The sequence below is a fragment of the Jiulongibacter sp. NS-SX5 genome, assembly GCF_052828545.1.
This window is the reverse complement of the sequence record NZ_CM128248.1, coordinates 3,301,085-3,321,782: the sequence shown is the minus strand read 5'-3', so window position 1 is coordinate 3,321,782 and position 20,698 is coordinate 3,301,085. Positions and strand designations below refer to the sequence as shown.

16 protein-coding genes are annotated in these 20,698 nt (G+C 40.0%); 8 read left to right on the top strand and 8 right to left on the bottom strand.

Annotated features, from left to right (window positions below; all coding sequences use genetic code 11):
- Positions 1-33 precede the first annotated feature (33 nt).
- From ACUXV0_RS14630 to ACUXV0_RS14615, 4 genes are all read right to left on the bottom strand, one after another.
- Entirely contained in the window at positions 34-450 is a 417-nt protein-coding gene (locus ACUXV0_RS14630) for a hypothetical protein (RefSeq protein WP_446190308.1), read from the bottom strand.
- Positions 450-1,652 (bottom strand): serpin family protein, encoded by a 1,203-nt coding sequence (locus ACUXV0_RS14625; RefSeq protein WP_446190307.1) that lies wholly within the window; start codon positions 1,650-1,652, stop codon positions 450-452. The genes ACUXV0_RS14630 and ACUXV0_RS14625 overlap by 1 nt, the downstream gene beginning before the upstream one ends.
- A gap of 64 nt (positions 1,653-1,716) precedes the next feature.
- Positions 1,717-2,103 carry an META domain-containing protein gene (locus tag ACUXV0_RS14620; protein ID WP_446190306.1) on the bottom strand — a complete coding sequence of 129 codons (387 nt, stop codon included), beginning with the start codon at positions 2,101-2,103 and terminating at the stop codon, positions 1,717-1,719.
- Between the two features lie 216 nt (positions 2,104-2,319).
- Positions 2,320-3,537 carry a NupC/NupG family nucleoside CNT transporter gene (locus ACUXV0_RS14615; protein ID WP_446190305.1) on the bottom strand — a complete coding sequence of 406 codons (1,218 nt, stop codon included), beginning with the start codon at positions 3,535-3,537 and terminating at the stop codon, positions 2,320-2,322.
- A 107-nt stretch (positions 3,538-3,644) separates the two neighbouring features.
- On the opposite strand from ACUXV0_RS14615, the gene ACUXV0_RS14610 reads away from it, so the two are divergent.
- Positions 3,645-4,232, top strand: a complete 588-nt coding sequence (locus tag ACUXV0_RS14610) for a hypothetical protein (RefSeq protein ID WP_446190304.1) — start codon at positions 3,645-3,647, stop codon at positions 4,230-4,232.
- Here the strand turns inward: ACUXV0_RS14610 and ppk1 are convergent.
- The 3 genes from ppk1 to ACUXV0_RS14595 all read right to left on the bottom strand — a co-directional run bounded on the left by ppk1 (position 4,215) and on the right by ACUXV0_RS14595 (position 8,174).
- Positions 4,215-6,470 carry a polyphosphate kinase 1 gene (gene ppk1, locus ACUXV0_RS14605; protein WP_446190303.1) on the bottom strand — a complete coding sequence of 752 codons (2,256 nt, stop codon included), beginning with the start codon at positions 6,468-6,470 and terminating at the stop codon, positions 4,215-4,217. The genes ACUXV0_RS14610 and ppk1 overlap by 18 nt on opposite strands.
- 52 nt (positions 6,471-6,522) lie before the next feature.
- A complete protein-coding gene (locus tag ACUXV0_RS14600) occupies positions 6,523-7,662 on the bottom strand; it encodes a cysteine desulfurase family protein (protein ID WP_446190302.1) in 1,140 nt (379 codons plus the stop codon).
- Positions 7,663-7,730: 68 nt separating this feature from the next.
- Positions 7,731-8,174 (bottom strand): Lrp/AsnC family transcriptional regulator, encoded by a 444-nt coding sequence (locus ACUXV0_RS14595; protein WP_446190301.1) that lies wholly within the window; start codon positions 8,172-8,174, stop codon positions 7,731-7,733.
- Positions 8,175-8,276: 102 nt separating this feature from the next.
- Here ACUXV0_RS14595 and rocD point away from each other — a divergent pair, with 102 nt between their 5' ends.
- The 5 genes from rocD (at position 8,277) to ACUXV0_RS14570 (ending at position 12,499) form a co-directional block, all read left to right on the top strand.
- On the top strand, positions 8,277-9,515 hold the full coding sequence (gene rocD / locus ACUXV0_RS14590; protein ID WP_446190300.1) for an ornithine--oxo-acid transaminase: 1,239 nt from the start codon (positions 8,277-8,279) through the stop codon (positions 9,513-9,515).
- A 21-nt stretch (positions 9,516-9,536) separates the two neighbouring features.
- A complete protein-coding gene (locus tag ACUXV0_RS14585; protein ID WP_446190299.1) occupies positions 9,537-10,118 on the top strand; it encodes a Crp/Fnr family transcriptional regulator in 582 nt (193 codons plus the stop codon).
- A 69-nt stretch (positions 10,119-10,187) separates the two neighbouring features.
- Positions 10,188-11,345: a sterol desaturase family protein gene (locus tag ACUXV0_RS14580; protein ID WP_446190298.1), complete on the top strand. Its 1,158-nt coding sequence runs from the start codon at positions 10,188-10,190 to the stop codon at positions 11,343-11,345.
- A gap of 78 nt (positions 11,346-11,423) precedes the next feature.
- Positions 11,424-11,951, top strand: coding sequence for a hypothetical protein (locus ACUXV0_RS14575; RefSeq protein ID WP_446190297.1), 528 nt, complete (start codon positions 11,424-11,426; stop codon positions 11,949-11,951).
- Positions 11,952-12,142: 191 nt separating this feature from the next.
- Positions 12,143-12,499, top strand: a complete 357-nt coding sequence (locus tag ACUXV0_RS14570) for a hypothetical protein (protein ID WP_446190296.1) — start codon at positions 12,143-12,145, stop codon at positions 12,497-12,499.
- Between the two features lie 52 nt (positions 12,500-12,551).
- Here the strand turns inward: ACUXV0_RS14570 and ACUXV0_RS14565 are convergent, their stop codons facing one another.
- Positions 12,552-17,132 (bottom strand): translocation/assembly module TamB domain-containing protein, encoded by a 4,581-nt coding sequence (locus ACUXV0_RS14565; RefSeq protein WP_446190295.1) that lies wholly within the window; start codon positions 17,130-17,132, stop codon positions 12,552-12,554.
- A 41-nt stretch (positions 17,133-17,173) separates the two neighbouring features.
- Here ACUXV0_RS14565 and tsaD point away from each other — a divergent pair, with 41 nt between their 5' ends.
- Together tsaD and ACUXV0_RS14555 are read left to right on the top strand one after the other, a co-directional pair.
- The gene (gene tsaD / locus ACUXV0_RS14560; protein ID WP_446190294.1) at positions 17,174-18,184 is read left to right on the top strand and encodes a tRNA (adenosine(37)-N6)-threonylcarbamoyltransferase complex transferase subunit TsaD; all 1,011 of its coding nucleotides are present in this window, start codon (positions 17,174-17,176) and stop codon (positions 18,182-18,184) included.
- A 92-nt stretch (positions 18,185-18,276) separates the two neighbouring features.
- Complete coding sequence (locus tag ACUXV0_RS14555; protein WP_446190293.1) at positions 18,277-20,652, top strand: penicillin-binding protein 1A; 2,376 nt, start codon at positions 18,277-18,279, stop codon at positions 20,650-20,652.
- Positions 20,653-20,698: the final 46 nt, after the last annotated feature.

Below are 20,698 nucleotides of genomic sequence, written 5' to 3'. Positions count from 1 at the left end.
TTAACAAAGCACCACTTCTCTCAAAACTTAATATCATCTCTTTAAATAATGATAGTAGGATCCGTCGGCTAGAACGGCCCCAACCCGAGACCTTTGATAGAGGGTTAATTCTTCTTTACCATCTTCATAATTAAGCCAATACCAGTGATACTCATCTGCCTCTTCCAGCACTATTGCGTCGTAAGATAATTCCTCTCTTAACTCAAAAGAAAAAGTTTCTTTCGGCGAATCACTTTTGTCAAAAGTAATTTTATCTCTTCCCGCGTCTATTTTTAGGGTTTCAGTATAGCCGATCTCTTCTCCGGTCAATTCTATCTGAGCAAAACCATTGACGATTTTCACCAATTCCCATTCTCCATGAAGCTCTGATCCTTCAGGAAACACACAGCAGTCTTTCTCTTTGCATGAGCTAAAAAGAAGCGGAAAAATAAGTAACCATAGACTTTTCATTACGCTTCAATGGTTAAGATTTTACCAGCAAACTGAATGGTCCCTGAATTCTTTTCATAAATGAAAAACACAAATGGTTTATCTACATGAAACGTCTCATAAAGCGGAACAGATGTAAGTTCTATCCCTATTGTGGTTACTGCGGCTGCTTCTGTGCCCTCTTCATCAATCTCCACAAAAGAGTTCTGTTTAACAAAGCCGACTACCAATTTCCCAGCCGGAGGAGAAATTTTTGAGAGGTCTGCATTACTACTAAAAATAGAAGGCACACCCATTCCTTTTAGAATATCATTGAGCTTAATTTCATACTCCATTTTGAGTTTTGGAAACTCAACACTAACCTCCTGAACTTGTTGCTGTTCAGAGATAGCTTTCCACTCGGTATAATTCAGTTTATCTATCAAAGCGTTGGCATCGCCATCTTCCGGCAATAGAACTCTCATGGCATATGCTCCGTTTCCGTACTCCATATCCAGAGCTTTATAGGTACCCATATCAGCTAAAGCAAAAGTATCTCTCATAGCCATCATGTCTACCTGAGAAGTTTTTCCCTTGCCGGCAAAGTTAGATTTACGTGTATTGTCTTTGTCAAACTCAAGTGCCCAGTCGCCTTTGAAATACAATGCATTGATCAAAAACATCACCTGATCAGCCGATATTTCACTTAAGATTTTCTCAATCTTCTTATTGGTATTATCAGATGCCCATTTATTGATTTTGTCCAGCGTAGCGGTATTGAAAGGTTCTTCATATACTTCTGCACTGAAGCTTTCTTTGAGAATATCAACAAAGTTTTGCTCCACATCAAAGCCCTCTCTTTGCCAAATGGAATTGGCAAGTGTATTCGTCACCTTAGGATCTACTCTCGGCAACTTATCAATTAATTCATTGTAGAAGGCATTGATCTCAGCATCTGTAAGGCCGTTTAGGTTCAGGACTTTCTCTAATTCCTCTTTTGAAACTCCATCTGTACCATTATATAACATACCCAATGCCATATGAAGACTTAATGGGGAGACAAAAAAGTTTTCATTCTTTTCTTCCTCGTCCAGCTTATTCAAAAAAGTAAAAGCGAATTCACCGGTACGCTCCTGGTAGGTCGAATCAATCGAAATATCCACTGGTGGTAATGTTGAAGTTTCACACTGGCTAAAGCCAAAAAACACGGCCATGACCGTTAAAATGATTGTTAGCTTTTTCATAATTAAATCTGTTAGTACTTCCTTAATGCAAAAGCCCCGGCTAAAGTTGTATGCGGATCCTGATTTATATATCCGAAAGCGTGAAACTCATGAAGGAAGTATTTTCTCCGTTAAGGAAGAGAACCAAGGTTTTCCCTTCAGCTTTTAGTTCAAAATGAGAAACTTGTAGGAGCCTATTGAAATACTCGTTTTCAAACTTCAATTCTTCTGCAGAGCCAGCTATCTCTGTAGCCGCCAAACTCTTAATTTTAAACTGCTTATCTGTCGTTTGAATAGTGGAAGAAGATTCATAGAAGTTCACAGCACTTCTACCGTTTATAAGGAAATCGCCATCTTCATTTCTCTTATCAGAAACATCCAGGATAACCTCATATGGTACTTTCTGGATATTTTCATAAAAACTTAAACTGTACCTTCCCACAGGCACACCATCTAGATGCACTGGTTCCACATCTTTTGGTTTAGAACAAGCCAAAAGTGTACAAATTATAAGAAGATATATGACTAAAACTCTTTTCACAACATTCTTTAAAAGTAGAAAGGTTGGAAAGAAAGTCGTTAAACTCTCCTCCAACCTTTTTAACCCTAAAACCCTTTTCAAAAACCTAGACTCCGTATAGAAGCAAAAGGTTGGAAGGGTTCAGAAAAAAATTTACAAAAGTATCTTTTAGATCAATATTCCGGCAATACAGGCCGTGAGATTTGATGCAATAGCACCTCCTATCATGGCTTTTGTGGCCAATATGGCTATATCCTTTTTTCGTGTAGGAGCTATACCTCCGATTCCTCCAAGCTGAATTCCTATTGACGCAAAATTGGCAAAGCCACATAAAGCATAGCTGGCGATAATAGCCGACCTCTCAGAAAGTCCATCTGAATTAAGTACATCTTGTAAGTCTGAATAAGCAATAAGCTCTGTCAAAACTATCTTTTCGCCCATCAAACCGCCGACAGTCCCTGCTTCTTCCCAAGGCACACCCATGGTCCAGGCCAATGGTTTAAAAATATAACCCAGAAGCTCTACAAAAGAAGTATTGACATACCCTAAAATACCATCCAGCATGGCAATGATAGCTACTATCGCAATGAGCATTGCTCCAATATTGGCAGCCAGCTTTAATCCATCAACCGCCCCATCACCTATGGCCTCTACCACATTACCGGCAGTTTTCTCAACATTGACCTCGAGTGTTCCTTTAGTTTCAGACTCTTCTGTCTCGGGAAACATAATTTTGGCCACTATTAGTGCAGCAGGTGCATTCATGATAGAAGCCGCCATTAAATGACCGGCTATACCAGGGATATCTTCTAACATTTTGACATAAAGTGCCATAACTCCACCAGCAATGGTGGCAAAACCCGCTACCATTATGGTCATTAGCTCAGATTTAGTCATCCCTTTCACATAAGGTTTTACCAGAAGAGGAGCCTCCGTCTGACCCACAAAAATACTCCCGGCTACACTCAAAGTTTCAGATCCTGAGGTACCCATCGTTTTCTGCATAACCCAAGCAATTAACTTCACTATTCTTTGAAGAATACCCAGATAATAAAACAACGAAACCAAAGCTGAGAAGAAAATAACGGTAGGTAATACTCTAACTGCAAAATTGAGGTTTGGAGAGTCTACTACCCCTGAAACAAAGGAGCTAAATAAGAAATCACTACCCTTATCTGCGTAGGACAATAGTCGCTTGATCAGAATATCAAAAAAACTAAAAAAGGGTAGTCCTACGGGAGTTTTGAGAATCAAAAGGGCGAAACCTATCTGTAATCCTAGCCCCCATGATACCAGTCGGTAATTGATTCTTTTCTTATTGTTGCTCATTAAAAATGAAATTCCGAGCAGGACTAGTATACCTAAAAGGCCAAGATAGCGTTCCATTAACAGTTTGTTGGTTCAAATTTTGATTCAAAATAAGTGAATTTTGATCTAGAACCTCTAATTTGCACTGGAATAACGTGCTTTTATCTAACTTTTTGCTTTTCTAATTGAATCCTGCTCAAAAGAAATACCTTCTTTTTTTGGTGCTGATTGTGGGTACTCATGAAGTATGTGGCCAGATTATGTACAGATCTCGCTATAATTCTGCAATCATGGCAGAAGGTTTTGGCATCAGCCCCATCATGTCTATCAATTATGAAAATGCATTCATCAGAAATAAAAAATCATTCTATACGGGTAGAATAGGTGTAGGTTATCTTCCGGCAAAAAGAAATAGCCCAAGAGGTGTTTCTATTCCTGTTCAGATGTCTTATAATTTCATGCTGCCCAAAGTTTTGAAGGATCTGGTGAGACCATTGAACACCTTTCCTCCCAGGCTTAAATTCGAGACGTTTATTGAAACCGGTGCCGGATACTCCCGAGTAATCTATAAAGAAGATAACAGAGGTTATGCGAATCTATTCCTGGGCATCAGACCACAATTATTAATTGACATCCCACCGAAACCTACCGTTATTTTTGCAAGGATAAGCATCAACCCTAGAGTGAATAGAAAGGGGCTCGTTTTTTACGAAAGAACCGATGGTGGCGGACAGAACTTCTTCGGTGGTTTCGCCCTAGGCGTCTCCATTTGATTCTTCCAACAGAGCAATTCGCTCAAAAAAGTCATCGAGACTCGCTTCTTCTACTTCTTCGGCTGAGATATCAAAGGAGCGATCATGAATATTAAATTCCTCTCCTTCAGGGGTAATTTTCTCGTACTCACCAGACTGTCCCAGCTCATAGCTGTTCACATTATCCATGAGGTTATACCTCAAAATCAGAATCATCTGCTTTTTCAAGAAGTCATCAACAATCTCAAAGATAGACTCGATTCTTCTATCAAAACTCCTCACCATAATATCTGCACTACTTCCATATACTTTAGGTTGACCATTATTATGGAAATAAAATATTCTGGAATGCTCTAGATAATGTCCTACAATGGATCTTACGGTTATGTTTTCACTTAATCCGATTCTTCCTGGTCTTAGGCAACATATTCCTCTTACTATCAACTTGATTTTCACCCCGGCTTTAGAGGCCTCATACAGTTCCTCTATAGTCTCCTTATCCTCCAGTGAATTTACCTTTATACAGATTCCGGCAGGTAAACCAGCCTTAGCATTAAGTGCTTCATTTCTGATCAACTCAATAACGCTTGCTCTCATATCTCGCGGAGAAGTGATCAAATACTGATAGTTCTGAGGCTCTGAGTGGCCTGTAATCACATTGAAAAATTCTGAAATGTCTTTAGTATACCCGGGTTTAGTGGTCAAAATACCGATGTCAGTATACAGTTTGGCGGTGTCTTCATTATAATTCCCCGAGGCCATATGTGCGTACTGCACCACCTTATTCCCTTCTTTTCTGACAATCAGCATCAGCTTGGTATGTGTTTTCACACCACCAATTCCGTAAATCACAAAACACCCGGCCTTTTGAAGCTTCTCGGCTTCTTTGATATTATTTTCTTCATCAAACCTAGCCTTGATCTCAAAAAGAGCAGAGACATGTTTCCCATTCTCAATAGCACGCAATAAGGCCTGTGTAATTCTGGAATTTTCTGCTAATCGATAGATCGTAAGTTTAATGGATAAAACCTGAGGGTCCTCTGCCGCTTTTTCAATTAACTGAAGTACCGGCTCGAAATTATTGAAAGGGTGATGCAGAAGAACATCTTGATCTTTTAAGGTTTTGAAAATAGACTCTTGTTTCTCGCGATTAAAATGTAAAGGCATCACGGCTCCCCTACTCATAGGCACCTCACCTTTAAATTCTGGGTGTTTTACTATTTGCCACAGACGAGTATAGTCCATTAATTCCTTATTCTCCAGAATATTGAAATCATCAATATCCCATTTGCCTTTCAAGGTCTTTTTGAGAAATGGTGATAGATCTTTCTCAATAGTGAGGCTGACCAAACGACCTACTTTTCGTTCTTTAATTTTTTGTTTGATTTCATCAACAAAGTCGGCTTCGATATCATCACTTTCTTCTAAAGTGAAATCACCATTTCTTAAGATCCTGAAGAGGTCAATAGACTCAATTTTTACATTGCGATAGAGTTTTTGTACGTTTTCCATGATCAGCTTTTCTATTGGTAAAAAAAGAATCATGCTTTTGTGCTCAACTACATAAAACTTCGGAAGGTTATTTGGGATTTGAATGAAGGATATCTTCCGGCTATCTGGGTCATTACTACTGAAGCCTCGTTTTTTATTTTGGGTAACAACGCCCAATATGAGGTTCTTGGCCAATAGAACGGGAAATGCATGCGTCTGATCATAAACCATCGGGGTGAGCATCGGAAAAACCGTATGGTCAAAAAACTCATCCGCCTCCTTTTGCTGATCTCGAGACAGTTGATCATAAGAAACTATCAGAAAGCCATTGGACTTAAACTGCGGTTTCAGTTCCTCTCTAAAAATTCGGTTTCTTTCTTCGTAAAACTCTTGAATTGAGCCCAGAAGCTTCTTTCTGAATGGATGCTCCCGGAGGCCTGAGTAGTCGATTCTTTCTTTACCGTAGTCCAGGTAGTTATAAAGACTTCCCACTCTGACTGTAAAAAACTCGTCGAGATTTGAGGCCGTGATAGCCATAAACTTTAACCGCTCAAAAATCGTCAGTTCTTCTTTCTGAGCTTGATCGAGTACACGTTGATTGAAGGTTAGCCAACTAAGATCACGACTTAAAAGTGGCGATTTGACGATACTTTCCATTTGCCTGTCGAGCCTAGAAGGCACTTCAGGGTCAAGTATCTTCACCTCAATGATCTTGCTGGGTTTAATAATCGATTTGATGTAATTCAGTATACTTTTTACTTCTGACATTCTACTTTTATTAAACGGGTTAGCTAATCTATAAACGCTGTGTGACCCGAGTCTATTTCTTCAGAATCTTCTTTAGAGCCAGAATAACTTCATCCACTTCTTCCTTGGTGTTTTCCACTGAGAAGGAGAAGCGAACATTTGCTCTTTCTTCGGGTACATTAAGGGTAGTAAGAACATGAGACCCTATATCTGTACCACTACTGCAAGCCGAACCTCCTGAAACACAGATTCCTTCAATGTCAAGGCTAAACAATAGCATTTGATTATCTGGGTGAGCCGGGAAACTAACGTTTATGATATGGTGAAGACTATTCTCCAGATCTCCTGAAGCACCATTAAATGTGACTCCGGGAATAGCCTCCACGATCTGAGCTTTGAAATACTCCTTGATCCCGAGAATATATGATTTTCGTTCTTCTCTTTTGGCTACTGCCAACTCAAAAGCCTTGGCAAGGCCTACTATTCCTGCTACGTTTTCTGTACCTCCTCTCATGTTTCTCTCCTGAGCTCCTCCATGAATAAATGGGTTCAATCGGTTATTGCTATTGATATAGAGAAAACCTACACCCTTAGGTCCATGAAATTTATGTCCTGAACCAGAGAGAAAATCTATTTTGAGTTCTTGCAAATCAATTGGAAGCTTCCCGATCGTTTGCACAGTATCAGAGTGAAAGTATCCCCCTTTTGACTTTACTAATTCTCCAACTTTTTGAAGATCCAGAATATTCCCAAGCTCATTATTGCCATGCATTAAAGAAACCAAAGATTTTGGCTGTTCATTGAGTTTATTCTGCAGATCAGCCAGATCCACTGTACCTGTCTCATCAACTTTAACAAGTTGGAGATGTAGGGCCTTCTTTTTCTCTAAAAATTCTAATGGATGAAGTACAGCGTGATGCTCAAGTGGCGATGTAATAAAATTACTTACTCCGAGACTATTCAAACAGCCATTTATGACTGTATTATTTGCTTCAGTACCGCCTGATGTAAAAAAGACTTCGGATGGCGAAGTGTTTAACAACTCAGCAACTTTCTTTCGGGCGTTTTCTACAGCAGATTTTGCCTTCCGACCCATCATGTGAATTGATGAGCCATTTCCATATACATTGGTAAGATAAGGCATCATCTCCTCCAGCACCTCGGGATGTAAGGAAGTAGTAGCCGCATTGTCAAAATAAATCGTCTTTTTCATAAGGGCCGCAATTTACGGAAATCGCAGTGGTGAGGCGAATCAAATGGAGGAGACTTTTCCATTACTTTCTATAGCGGTACTCCTCTTTTGAAAGCCACACCGAAGTCTATTAAGGACTCTGTTTTAAGTATACCGGGAATATGGTCAATTTTATCATAAAGCACCTCCCTCATGTGCAGGCTGTTTTTTGCCACGATCCTTATATAGAGTGTGTACTGACCTGTTATATAATAGCACTCCGTTACTTCAGGAATTTTCTCCAGTTCCTCAATGATAAATCCAGAGTCTGAGTCTTCTTTTAGCACCAACCCTGTAAAAGCACTCCACTCAAAACCCAGCTTACGTTCATCTAGTTGTATAGTTTGCCCTTGCAAAATACCCTTCTCTTTGAGTTTGGTAACTCTCTGGTGCACCATAGTATTAGAAATGCCCAAAGACTTGGCTATCTCTGAATACGCCTTTCTACTATCTTTCTGTAATATTTTGAGTATCTCAATATCCTTTTGATCCATACGTCAATATGACTTAAATATTTATCAATAAAATCAATATAACTCTTTACTGGCTAATTTTAGCTATTTTTCCAATTATTGCAGCATAATATCAGCAAAACTATGAAAGCAATTTTCACAGAAAAAACACAAAGTTTTATCGATCAGGAAGATCAATACGGTGCTCATAACTACCATCCACTACCGGTGGTTTTAGATAAGGGTGAAGGGGTATATGTTTGGGATGTGGAAGACAATAAATACTATGATTTCCTTTCGGCATACTCTGCGGTAAATCAGGGGCATTGCCATCCAAGAATTATAAACGCACTAAGCCAGCAAGCCTCTAAACTTACGCTCACTTCCCGGGCATTCTATAATTCTAATCTCGGGAGCTTTGAGAAGTACATTACCGAACTGTTTGGCTTTGACAAAGCTCTGCTCATGAATAGTGGCGTTGAAGCTGTAGAAACGGCTCTTAAATTATCGAGAAAATGGGCCTATGAGAAAAAAGGTATTCCTGAAGGTAAAGCCAAAATCGTTTTTGCAAGTGATAACTTTCATGGAAGAACATTATCGGTCATCTCTGCAAGTACAGATCCTATGAGCCGAAAAGGCTTTGGACCGTATATGCCCGGCTTTCAGGTGATCCCATACAATGACATCAAAGCCCTTGAAGATCTTATTCTTGAAGATCCGTTTATTGCGGCTTTTGTGGTAGAACCTATCCAGGGTGAAGCCGGAGTTATGGTGCCCGATGAAGGATATTTAAGCACGGCCAGAGAGCTATGTAAAAAAGCAAACATCCTTTTTGTAGCCGATGAAATACAAACGGGGATAGCCCGAACCGGGAAAATGCTGTGTATTGATCATGAAGAAATCAAACCAGACATATTAATTCTGGGCAAGGCCCTTTCAGGAGGTGTGTTGCCAGTATCGGCAGTACTGGCAGACGATGAAGTGATGCTATGTATTAAGCCAGGCGAACATGGCTCTACTTTCGGTGGTAACCCACTCGCCTGTGCCGTGGCACAAGAAGCACTTCAAGTGGTAATTGATGAAAAATTGGCTGAAAATGCTGAGAAGCTTGGTCAATTATTCAGAGCTGAACTCCAAAAAACAGTTGATGAACTTCCGCTGGTGACATTAGTGAGAGGAAAAGGCCTATTGAATGCAATTGTTATAAACACAGATGAGAACTCAGATGTTGCTTGGAATATTTGTGTTAAATTGAGAGACCGTGGTCTTTTGGCCAAGCCAACACATGGCAATAAAATCAGGTTTGCACCGCCACTGGTCATGACAGAAGAACAATTACTTGAATGTATTCAAATCATAAATGAGACATTGAGATCGTTCTAGATCAAACTATAATTATTCATAATGCTGGACACCGAAAAATTGGCTTCTTATTTCCGCTTACTTCTTGAGCAGAATAATGGTCAAAAATCAGAACTGTCCAGCATTTTTGATACTATCCAACTGCCGGCAAGGTCCGTTTTTATTGAAGAAGGAAATAAGGAAAAGTACATTGGATACCTGAAAAAAGGTCTGATACGTGCATATACCTATGACAAAAAAGGCGATGAAAAGACCTTAATGCTTCGCTGGGAGAATCAAATTGTAGCTTCCCATGATTTAATCCTTCTTGACCGTCCCTCCAGATTCACCTATGAAACACTAGAGCCATCTGAGATAATCAAAATGGATTACCACGCCATGGACAAGATTATAAAAGATATGGGCCTGGAGCATAGCAGACAGGATTTTCTTCAGCATATGCTTAAAGAATCTCTTGAACATCTGGAAGCCTTTATTATGCTTTCACCTGAAGAGCGTTATCTGGAGTTTATTCAAAAACAACCAAACATTTTCAATCGCGTACCCGATAAATACATTGCCAATGTACTCGGCGTTACTCCCGTTTCATTAAGCCGAATAAGAAAAAGAGTAGCTCGCCGCTAGCCTTTCTTATCTTTTGTTAATGACATATCATTTCTGAGCTCCTCAAATTTGTATCAAAACAAATTACTTATGGAGTATATAAATTCATTTCTGAGATTCATTCCTGTAAAGTTTATACAGTATTTCTTACTGGCAGGTATACCTTTTTTAATTTTTTATGTGTGGAAAAGCTCTGCTTTTATTAAGAGTAAAATCCAATCTAAAAATGCTTTAAACAAAGATTTTAAACGAGAAATCCTGCATTCACTGGTTACCATGATGATCATCATCTTAATGCAGGTTATTTTTTTGGTAAGCCCCATAAAAGAGTACACTCTGCTTTACCTGGAGATCGATAAATATGGCCCTTGGTTTATACCAGTAAGTCTTCTCATAGCTCTGGTTATTCATGACACTTATTTCTACTGGATGCACAGGCTCGTACATCATCCAAGACTCTTTAAGATTGTACACCTAGTACACCATAAATCTACCAATCCCAGTCCCTGGACTTCCTATTCATTTCAGTTTTTTGAATCCATAAGTGAAGCCATGATCTTACCCATTTTGGTTTTCATACTACCGATGCATCCTATCAGTTTAATGTTATTTAGTTTTAGCTCATTTGCGATTAATGTCTATGGCCATTTAGGTTATGAAATTCTACCAAAATGGTTTAGAAAATCGTGGCTTTTCGAGATAGTTAACTCCTCAGTTTATCATAATCTTCACCACTCCAGATTTAAGGGAAATTATGGCTTGTATTTCAGGGTATGGGATAGACTTATGAAAACAGAACACCCTTCATATGTAGCTGAATATGATAAAATTCAAGAAAGAAGATTTGGCAAATCTATAGCCGCAATAGTACTCTTCACTTCCCTATTTTTCGCTCCTAATCTTGAAGGCTTTGCCCAGCAAAATGATATTAAAGGTATTTGGCAAGATGAAGAAACCAACGGGTTGGTCAATATTTCAGTAAAGGATGGTAAATACTTTGGTAAGCTTTTATCCTTTGGCAATGACGAAGATGATTCTATCTTGAAAAAGGAAACCGTCTATATTCTCAAGGAGTTTGAAAAGGAAAGTGCTACACAATACTGCTGTGGCAGAGTTTACTTACCTAAAAGCAAAATTCACCTAGATGGAGAAATCACAGTTCTAAACCCAAACCGACTTAAAATAGAACTGATCATAGGGTATGTTTATAAAAAGGAGGTCTTCCTCAAAAGGGCAAAGGGTTCTTAGAATACGGTTAGTCTTCAGTATCAATTGTTTAATTCATAGTTTTTAAGGAAATTGATCTGGAAACCAAACCCTTAACTGATGAAAAAATTAATCATTGCTGCCTTAGTTGGTGGCCTTATCTTGTTCGTATGGCAGTTTGTTTCATGGGCGGCCATTAATTTTCACGCTGATACCCAGCAGTACACTCCTAAACAGGAGGAAATCTTAGAATATCTGGACCAAAATCTGGAAGAAGGTTTTTACTTCCTACCTACCATTCCTCCCGGAGGTGATGAGGCTGAGCTTATGGAAAACTCCCTCGGCAAGCCATGGGCTCAGATCTATTACCATAAAGAATTTACAAATAACATGACCGCAAGCATGTCACGTGGTCTCATCATTGATATTTTAGCCGCAGGCTTGATGGCCTGGTTACTGCTAAAAATGGGGAATCCTAGTTTTCAGACAATCATCATTTCATGTATTGCTGTAGGGCTTATTGGATATTTTACAATCCCTTATCTGAATTCCATTTGGTTTGAAACGCCGACATTAGCTTATCTTCTTGATGCCGTGGGCTCATGGGGCTTAACAGGCTTATGGCTAGGCTGGTGGCTAAGAAGATAGCAGTTTTTATTGAGTGGAGTCATCATCTCAAAAAGGAAAGGTCAAGTGCATTTTAACGCTCTAAACGGCAATAAATCTTGTAATTGAGCCCTTTTTGAGTTTTGCTTTAGGTTTAGACTTTCCTACCTTTGTGGCTTCCGACTTTATACGACCGAGAAATCAAACTCTCAAACCAACCGAAAATTTTCCCGATGGACAAGACCAAACACATTGAAAAAACGATTGCCTGGGCTCAGAAAAATGGTTTCGACAATATCAAAGCCGACATGGAAGGATATGAGCAGCCATTTGCCTACGAGAGAGCAGCTGACCAGCAAAAGTTTATTCCAGATGTAACAGGAGTTAGTTACTCAAAGAAATGTTTTTTTGAAGTAACTCTTAAAGCTCTAGACAGCCAGAACTCAATTACTAAATTGACATTGCTGAATGAGCTTGCTAAAATCAAAAACAGCAGACTTTACTTAATGGCACCTACAGGTAACCTGAAGTACGCCAGAGAAATATTAGAATCTGCTCAGCTTACAAACGCTGAAGTAGTAAGGATCTAAGTTCTGAAGACAGTGATTCTTTTGAAGCCTTTGCTAACCGCAAAGGCTTTTTTTATTTCAAAAGTGAGACCTCAGGATTAACAGGTTCAATTTTCTCCTCTTCTTCTTTTCTGGCTACGCCAATAGGAAACTTATTAAAGTTTCTGGAGAACAAGATACTTGCCCCTGACACCATTACATTGCCACCTGTGGCTGTACCTATGCTCAAAGAATAATTAGAGCTAGGTACGCTTCGTGAATGCACCTGAAGTCTCCACATTCCATCTTCAGAAAGCAGGTATTCCAGTTCACCGCCTACTGTCAGTAGCCCCTGATTTACAGAAGTTACGTTATCGTAAATACCGTTAGAGTATGAACTTCTTCCACTAATCTTAGCTCTATTATTCATAAAGCTGTAAGAGAAATTGAGAGAAAGGTTATTCAATAAACTCTGTCTGAAATCACCAAGCAACACACCTACCTCCAGATTAGGATCAAGCTTATTGGCCAGATTACCGATCTGATTAGACAGCATACTGCTGATATTTTCAACTAAAAACTGATCTTGTAAAACCTGAACAGCATTACTCTCATCATAAAGACTATTTAAGGCAATGACAAAACTTACGTTTCTACTCAGAAACTGCTCATCATCATTCAGCTTTTGCTGAAAAGCATAAACATCAGAATGGTGTCTGTTGGGAATTCTATTCAAATCAAAATCCAACTCATAACTGATATCTGGCGTAGCCAAATCACCTGAAATGTTTACTAAAACATCTAAAGGGTAACGCGTATTGTCAATATCATCAGTAGTACTAGAACTCCAAATAGATGACATATTCACATTGGCGGTATAACCCGCTCTCATATCTAAATCTGCAGTGTACGGATCACCCGACCATGAGATTCTACTACCATTCCTAATATTGAATTTCCTTAAAGAAGCCAGATTCTGGAAACTAAAATCATAGGTACCAGTGGTAACTGTATATGGGCCACTCATGGTAAAGTCTTCATTACGAGTATCATACTCAATTATCAAACGGGCATTGCCTCGGGCATTGATCTTATCATTATTTCTACGGTCGAGAATAATTTCGCATTCTGCCTCAGGATTTAGATTCAAATTGAAGACCATTTTAACACCAGCGATGGCCTTCTCCGGTCTCCTAACTTCCTCTTCGTTTTCTTCATCCTTCGGCACAGGCTTACTAGCAAACGGAATAGCCTCTTGATTGGTATTCACACTTGCCTCCCCATCCAGAGGAATCGTAATCTTGGTATTTCGCTTACTTTCAAGGTTTGCGGTAATAAGTACATTAGAGAATGACCCGGTGAGGTGAATATCTCCTGTAGCAAATGCACTACCATAAAATGAGTCACTGTCTTTTGGAGAAGTGTTATAGATTCTGAAACCATCCGGGTCTTTGATGTACCCATGTAGCCCCATCATGAAATTTCCATTACCGCCATTGAAAATCCCTCCGGTGAGGTATGCCTCGTTGCCATTGACAGGGGCATCATAAACTTTGAAACCTCCGGGTTTTGCCACAAATCCTTCCTCAGTAAATAAGATGGTATCGTTAAAATAGAGATATCCACCGGTAGCATTGATTTTCATCTGACCTTGAGACAAAGCCACTTCTCCCCGAGCGATTAAATCACGAGGGCTACCTGTCACAGACAAATTTCCGTCTGCATAACCTTTCAAATCAGAGAATATATTGTCTACAAATGCTCCAAGTATCTCCAGATTGGCCTCATCAAGAATGGCGGTAAGTTTTACCCCATTTTCTAAACTAGGATCATAGGTGCCGGTCACATCCATAATCCTTACACCCAATCTATTGACCTTAGAATCGATTTTTACTTTGCTAAGTAAGTTATCCCAATCTATAACTGTATTGGCATCGCCTATCAGGATGTTTTTGTATTTGAACCCTGAAACTATAACATTACTCAGCAATATGGGCTTTCCGTAATAATTACTGATAGACACATCACCATCGGCTATTCCTTCTATCTGCAAATCTGCCAAGGGTTCTAAGGCTCTCAGGTCAAAATTATTTATGGCCGCAAAAAGCTGCTTGGTTTCATCAGGCGAAACAAAACCACTCAAAGCCAGACTTTGCTTTTCGTTCGAAATTCTAAAGTCCTCAAACTGTATTTCTTTGCCTTTAATGCTTATCCTGTTCTGGCGGTCAAACTTCCATTTATAGTCCAGTAGATCTACCATACTGTTTCGAGGGTTCACCTGGACAGTGAAACCATCCACGCCAAATTTGACATTGCCATAAAGCTGAGCCTTATTTCGAGTATCCTTTTGTCTGATTCCACCATCAAAATCTATTTGTCCACCATCTCCCCAGGCAGCATTTATGTCTATCCTTTCTGTATTGACATTATTTGCCAAATGCTGCTCTCTTGAGTTCATGATCAGGGAGGTCAAAACTTTAGGTGAAAGCCAGCCCTTTGATGAATAAAAATCTACTTCATTATCCAGGAATTCGTTACCCGCATAATTAATGGTATCGGCAGATGCAAAAAGCGTAAACTGAGAGGTAGACCTTACCCTAATTTCCCCTTCAACTCTGGCGTCATTAGAAACCGTGAGATCCGGCTGCATAAAGGCAAAAAAGTCATCGGTATCCTTAAACTCCAGAGCATAATTAGCCTTGTAATTCCGCGAAAGCGAGTCCAGACGTTTCTCTCTATAATACTGTGTTCTTTCAGCCTCTGTTCCTGTAAAAAACAAGCCATATTCATTCTTCAATTGAATCACATCCTGAATAAGCTCGGTGGGCAAGAAGTCGCCACTTATTTCGGCATCAAAAAACTGAGACCTGAGCCCCATTTTCCGATTATTGTTCTCATTAGAACTTAGAAAACGGAGATCGTCAAGGACTAGGTTTCGATCGTCTGTGTAAGCATAAATATTCTCAAACTCAGCCTGACCTACCCAATCATCCAACTTATTTCCTTTGAAGTTGAAATCAAACTTTGTTTCGAGCCGAATGTCCTCATCTGTATACCCTAAAGGCTTCAGGTTTGCATTGGAGATATTTCCTTTAATACCGTAAGCTGTTTGGTCTACATTAAAATCGACTAAACCAGCTACATCGGCCGTAATATTCGGATCATTGATATCTACTGAGCCTCTGAAAACCTGATTTTTTACCTGACCATCTACCTTTATGTTCTTGTAGGTATAATCATCAAACCAAATAGACATTACCTCTCCATTCATATCTACAGAGGCAGTTTTTATTTGAGACCCGGCTCCTCTAAGTTTTCCTTTGAAACTTATTTTTTTGACAATGGAGTTTCCTGACAGTTTACCCAAATCCAGATCTGTGGTTACCAGATCAGCATTATACATCGGTAGCTTTGACGTAGGTTCTATCGCAAAAGTCATCTTCCCTTTCACTTTGCCAAGCCCGGTGGAGATCACAGTGCCATCGGCTACAAAATCATTTCCGGTACCTTTGAAAAGGCCTTTGAAATCAACCTGCCCAAACTGTTCTACATAGTTCTTAAAATTCTCCTCACCAGCGTACTGCTTACTGTCAATTGCCAGAATTCTGGAATCTGACAAGTTCATATGGTAATAAGTATTTTTTACATCTGGCAAACCTTTAAAGTTTCCATTACCAGTGATATAACTCCCTGAGCCAAATTTGAGATCGGCATTATCAAAATACAAATCTGTGACCTTCCCCCCCAAATCAGCATCTACACGATAAACCTCGTCATAAGCATACATCGCTGAAGCAAACCTCCCCAGATCCTGAGCATGAAGGGTAGCTCCTCTCAGCTGAGCTTTAAGCCTAACTTTATTATTGAAATCATTAAGGTCAGATGGCTTGTTATAGTGTATGGAAAGAAAGTTTGTGACATATGAATCATTAAACCGACCAACCAAATGATCAAAAACCATCATTTTTTTAGTGTACAGAAAATCAGTATCAATTTTCTTGACTACCAAATTGCTTCGTTTATCAATCCCCTTTATTCCGCTCCCTTTAAACCTTACAGTATCATTATGCACATAGAAGTTTTCTATTTTGCCAGAGAGATCATTGAAGGTGAAGTTTGTATAATCAAAAAGCTCCTTCGGCATTCTGTTCCTGGATGGATCAATGAACTCGAAAGTACCTTTCTCAATTACAGCCTCATCTATAGAGAAGGCTGCCGGTTTTCCTTTGGCGTCCTTACCTCGGAGGGTATTCCCTACTTTTTTAATCCACTCGTCAAGGTTTAACTGACCAGATTCTTCTTTATATAATTTGACATCAGGCTCTTTAAGCATGACGTAATCCAGATTATTATCAAAATCGATGATCTTCTCCCCTCTGAATTTAAAATTGGTTTTGGTATTGACGTAAATCTCTCTCACGTAGATCATGTCTCTTCCCTGTAGGTCCTTCACATTGACATCTTCCAGCCAAATCTCATCAAGCCAGCTTATCCTTACATTTCCTACAGTTACCGTAGAGCCTAATTTATCAGAGAGCCATTTAGCGGAACGTTGGCCTAAAGTGGTCTGAAACTCTGACCATTGCAGAGCATAGAAAAGCGTAGCACCCAGGCCAGCCAGTACTATAAGCAGGATCAAGAATGTCCTGAAACCAATTTTAAGCCCTCTTTTCAAATTTATTTATCTGCCGCGTTCTTTCTAATTTTGCGTTTCATATGCCGAATACCCCCATCATACTGGCTATAGAATCATCTTGCGATGAGACTTCTGCCGCCGTAATTATTAACGGAGAGGTGAAATCTAACATTGTTTCTACTCAGGTAATACACGAAAAATACGGCGGTGTAGTTCCAGAACTCGCCAGCCGTGCTCATCAACAGCACATTTTGCCTGTAGTAGAGTCTGCTTTGCAAAAAGCAAAGGTAACAAAAAATGAGGTGGATGCGGTCGGTTTTACCCGAGGTCCGGGGCTCCTAGGTTCGCTACTTGTAGGCACTTCATTTGCCAAGTCCTTTGCACTGGCAATGAACATCCCGCTGATAGAAGTCAATCATATGCAGGCTCATATTCTGGCCCATTTCATTGATGAACCAAAGCCCTCTTTTCCATTCATTTGCCTCACCGTAAGTGGAGGTCATACGCAGCTGGTCCTAGTTTCTTCCCCTTTAGAGATGGAAGTTCTCGGAGAAACACAGGATGATGCCGTGGGAGAAGCCTTCGATAAAGCCGCTAAAATGCTAGGCCTGCCCTACCCGGGTGGCCCAATGATAGACAAACATGCTGCTAAGGGCAACCCTCAGGCCTTTGAGTTTCCAGTTTCAGATATGCCAGGCTTTACCTATTCCTTTTCAGGAATAAAGACGGCTTTGCTTTATTTTCTTCAGAAAGAGGTAAACAAGAATGCCGATTTCATTGATGAAAACATCGATGATATTTGTGCCAGTTATCAGCACACGTTAATTAAAATGCTACTTCAAAAGCTGAGGAAAGCCACACGAAAATTAAAAGTAAAACAAGTAGCAATTGCCGGGGGTGTGGCGGCCAACTCAGGATTAAGAAAAGCCATTCAAGAGCTTGCAGAAAAGGAAGGTTTAGAGGTGTTTACCCCTCAATTTCAATATTGCACAGATAACGCTGCTATGATAGCGATGGCTGCTCATTTTAAGTATGAAGCAGGTGAATTTTCAGATCAGAAAATCAGTGCCATGCCTAGATATAAGCTCTAGAAGATGTAAGTCCCTGAAATTTCTGACCTTAAGCACCGTTATAAGTCATAATCCTGTAAATTTGAAAGATCAATAAATACCGTTTTCCTAATATGAAATTTCCACAGATGGGCTTTTTGGCCAATGGCAAGTACAAAAAAATCATCAATTTCCTTTACGTATTTTTCTTTGGTGGCATCGGACTTTTTGTGGTCTACCTTCTGGCGGTAAACTTCAATTTGTTTTGGCTTTTTGGCAGAATGCCCAGCGTAGAAGATTTGGATAACCCAAAGAGTGAAATTGCGTCAGAGGTGATTTCATCGGATGGAGTGGTGTTAGGAAAGTTCTTCTATGAGAATAGAAGTCCGGCAGATTTTGAAGAATTATCTCCTAAACTTATCGATGCCCTGATAGCCACAGAGGATGTTCGATTTACAAAACACGGTGGAATTGACGCCAGATCAATGATCAGAGTGTTTACAGGTCTGGCAACTTTGAATCCTTCTGGTGGTGGTAGTACCATTTCCCAACAGTTGGCTAAAAACCTTTTCAGACTTCGTAGAGATGACTCTTTTGAGAGTTTCTTATACAAAGTGCCGGGTGTCAGAACTCTTATCATTAAAACTAAGGAGTGGATTACCGCCGTTAAGCTTGAAAGAAGATATACTAAGCCGGAGATCATGAAAATGTATCTGGATACGATTGAATTCAGCTCTGGGGCTCATGGTATCAAGTCGGCAACGAAAACTTATTTCCAAAAGAATCCGTCTGAATTAACGACTAATGAAGCGGCTCTTTTGGTAGGTATGATTCAGAATCCATCTCGTTTCAATCCCAAGTTCAGACCACATTTGGCCAAGCCTCGAAGAAATACAGTTTTGGCTCAAATGGTGAAATATGGCAAACTGAGTAAAGATGAGTTTGATCAGCTCAAAGAAGAGGATATTGAACTTAATTATTCTCCGGAGTCACAAAACAATGGCCCTGCACCTCATTTTAGAGAATACCTGAAAGCCTGGGCAAAGAAAGAAATCACCAAATACGGTTATAAACCTGAGGACCTTTATAATAAAGGTTTCAAGATATACACGACTATTGACTCCAGAATGCAGAATTACGCCGAAGAGGCGGTAAATGACCATATGGTGAGTCAGCAAAAAATATTCTACGAACACTGGAAAGGCAGAAACCCTTGGGTAGAAAGAAGAAATGCCGAAACCTCAGCAGCAGGGTATCGAGAAATCCCAGGTTTCATTGAGCGTGTAGCCAGAAGGACCGCAGTCTATCGTCAATTGAAAAAAGAACTCGGTAATGACGAGAAGAAGATTTTCGCTGAGATGGAGAAAAAGGAGGAAATGCGTATCCTGGTTCTGGAGGATGGAGCTTACGTGGAGAAAGATACTGTCATCTCTCATATGGACAGTCTACGACATTACAAGAAGTTCCTCCATATGAGTATGATGGCCATGGATCCGCGAAACGGGCATATCAAAGCTTGGGTAGGAGATATTAACTTCAAGTACTTCAAATACGATATGGTGGAGCAAGGAAAACGTCAACCAGGCTCTACTTTTAAGCCATTTGTGTATGTAACAGCAATTGACAATGGTTTCTCCACTTGTGAAGTGGTGGTAGATGAACCGGTTACTTTTGGTGCCGAAGATGGATTGGTAGGAACCACCTACACTCCTAAAAATGCCAACGGGAAGTACACTTATAAGCCTTTAACATTGAGAAGAGCCTTAGGCCAATCTGTCAACTCTGTTAGTGCACGTCTGATCAAACAGTTTAAGCCGAGTAATGTTATCAAGATGGCAAAGCAACTGGGCATTGAAAGTGAACTAGCCAATAGCCCCTCACTCTGCCTTGGTGTGAGTGAGGTTTCATTATACGAAATGTTAGGTGGCTATTCTGTTTTTGCCAATGGCGGGAAGTACACCGAGCCATTATTTGTGACCAGAATTGAAGATAAACACGGCGAACTAATAAGAGAATACCTTCCAGACCAAAAAGAAGTATTAAGTGCTGAAACAGCCTACAAAATGATCCACCTGATGAGAGGATCTACACAGGGTGGAGGTACATCTGCAGGCCTGGCGAGATATGGTCTTCTAAGTGGAAATGAAGTTGCCGGTAAAACAGGAACTACTTCGAACTTCTCTGATGGTTGGTTTATGGGTCTTACACAAAACTTAATAGCTGGCGTTTGGTCCGGTGCTGATGATAGAGCCGTTCACTTCCGTAGTCTGTATCATGGTCAAGGGGGTAGAATGTCACTTCCCGCCTATGGCAAGTTTATGCAAAAGGTGTATGAAGATGAAGATCTTGAATACAAAAAGACAAGCTTCAATGTACCCGCAGGTATCAGAATCTCGGGAGATTGCATCTTTAGCCCGGGTGAAACCTATATGCCTCCGTCTGATAGCACTCGTCAAAAATATACGAGCCCTGCTAAGATAGTCCCTGAAGAAGAGGAAGATATGCTATAAGAAAATCGTTGAAATAAAGACGAGAAGCTTGTATTCGGCTTTTGAA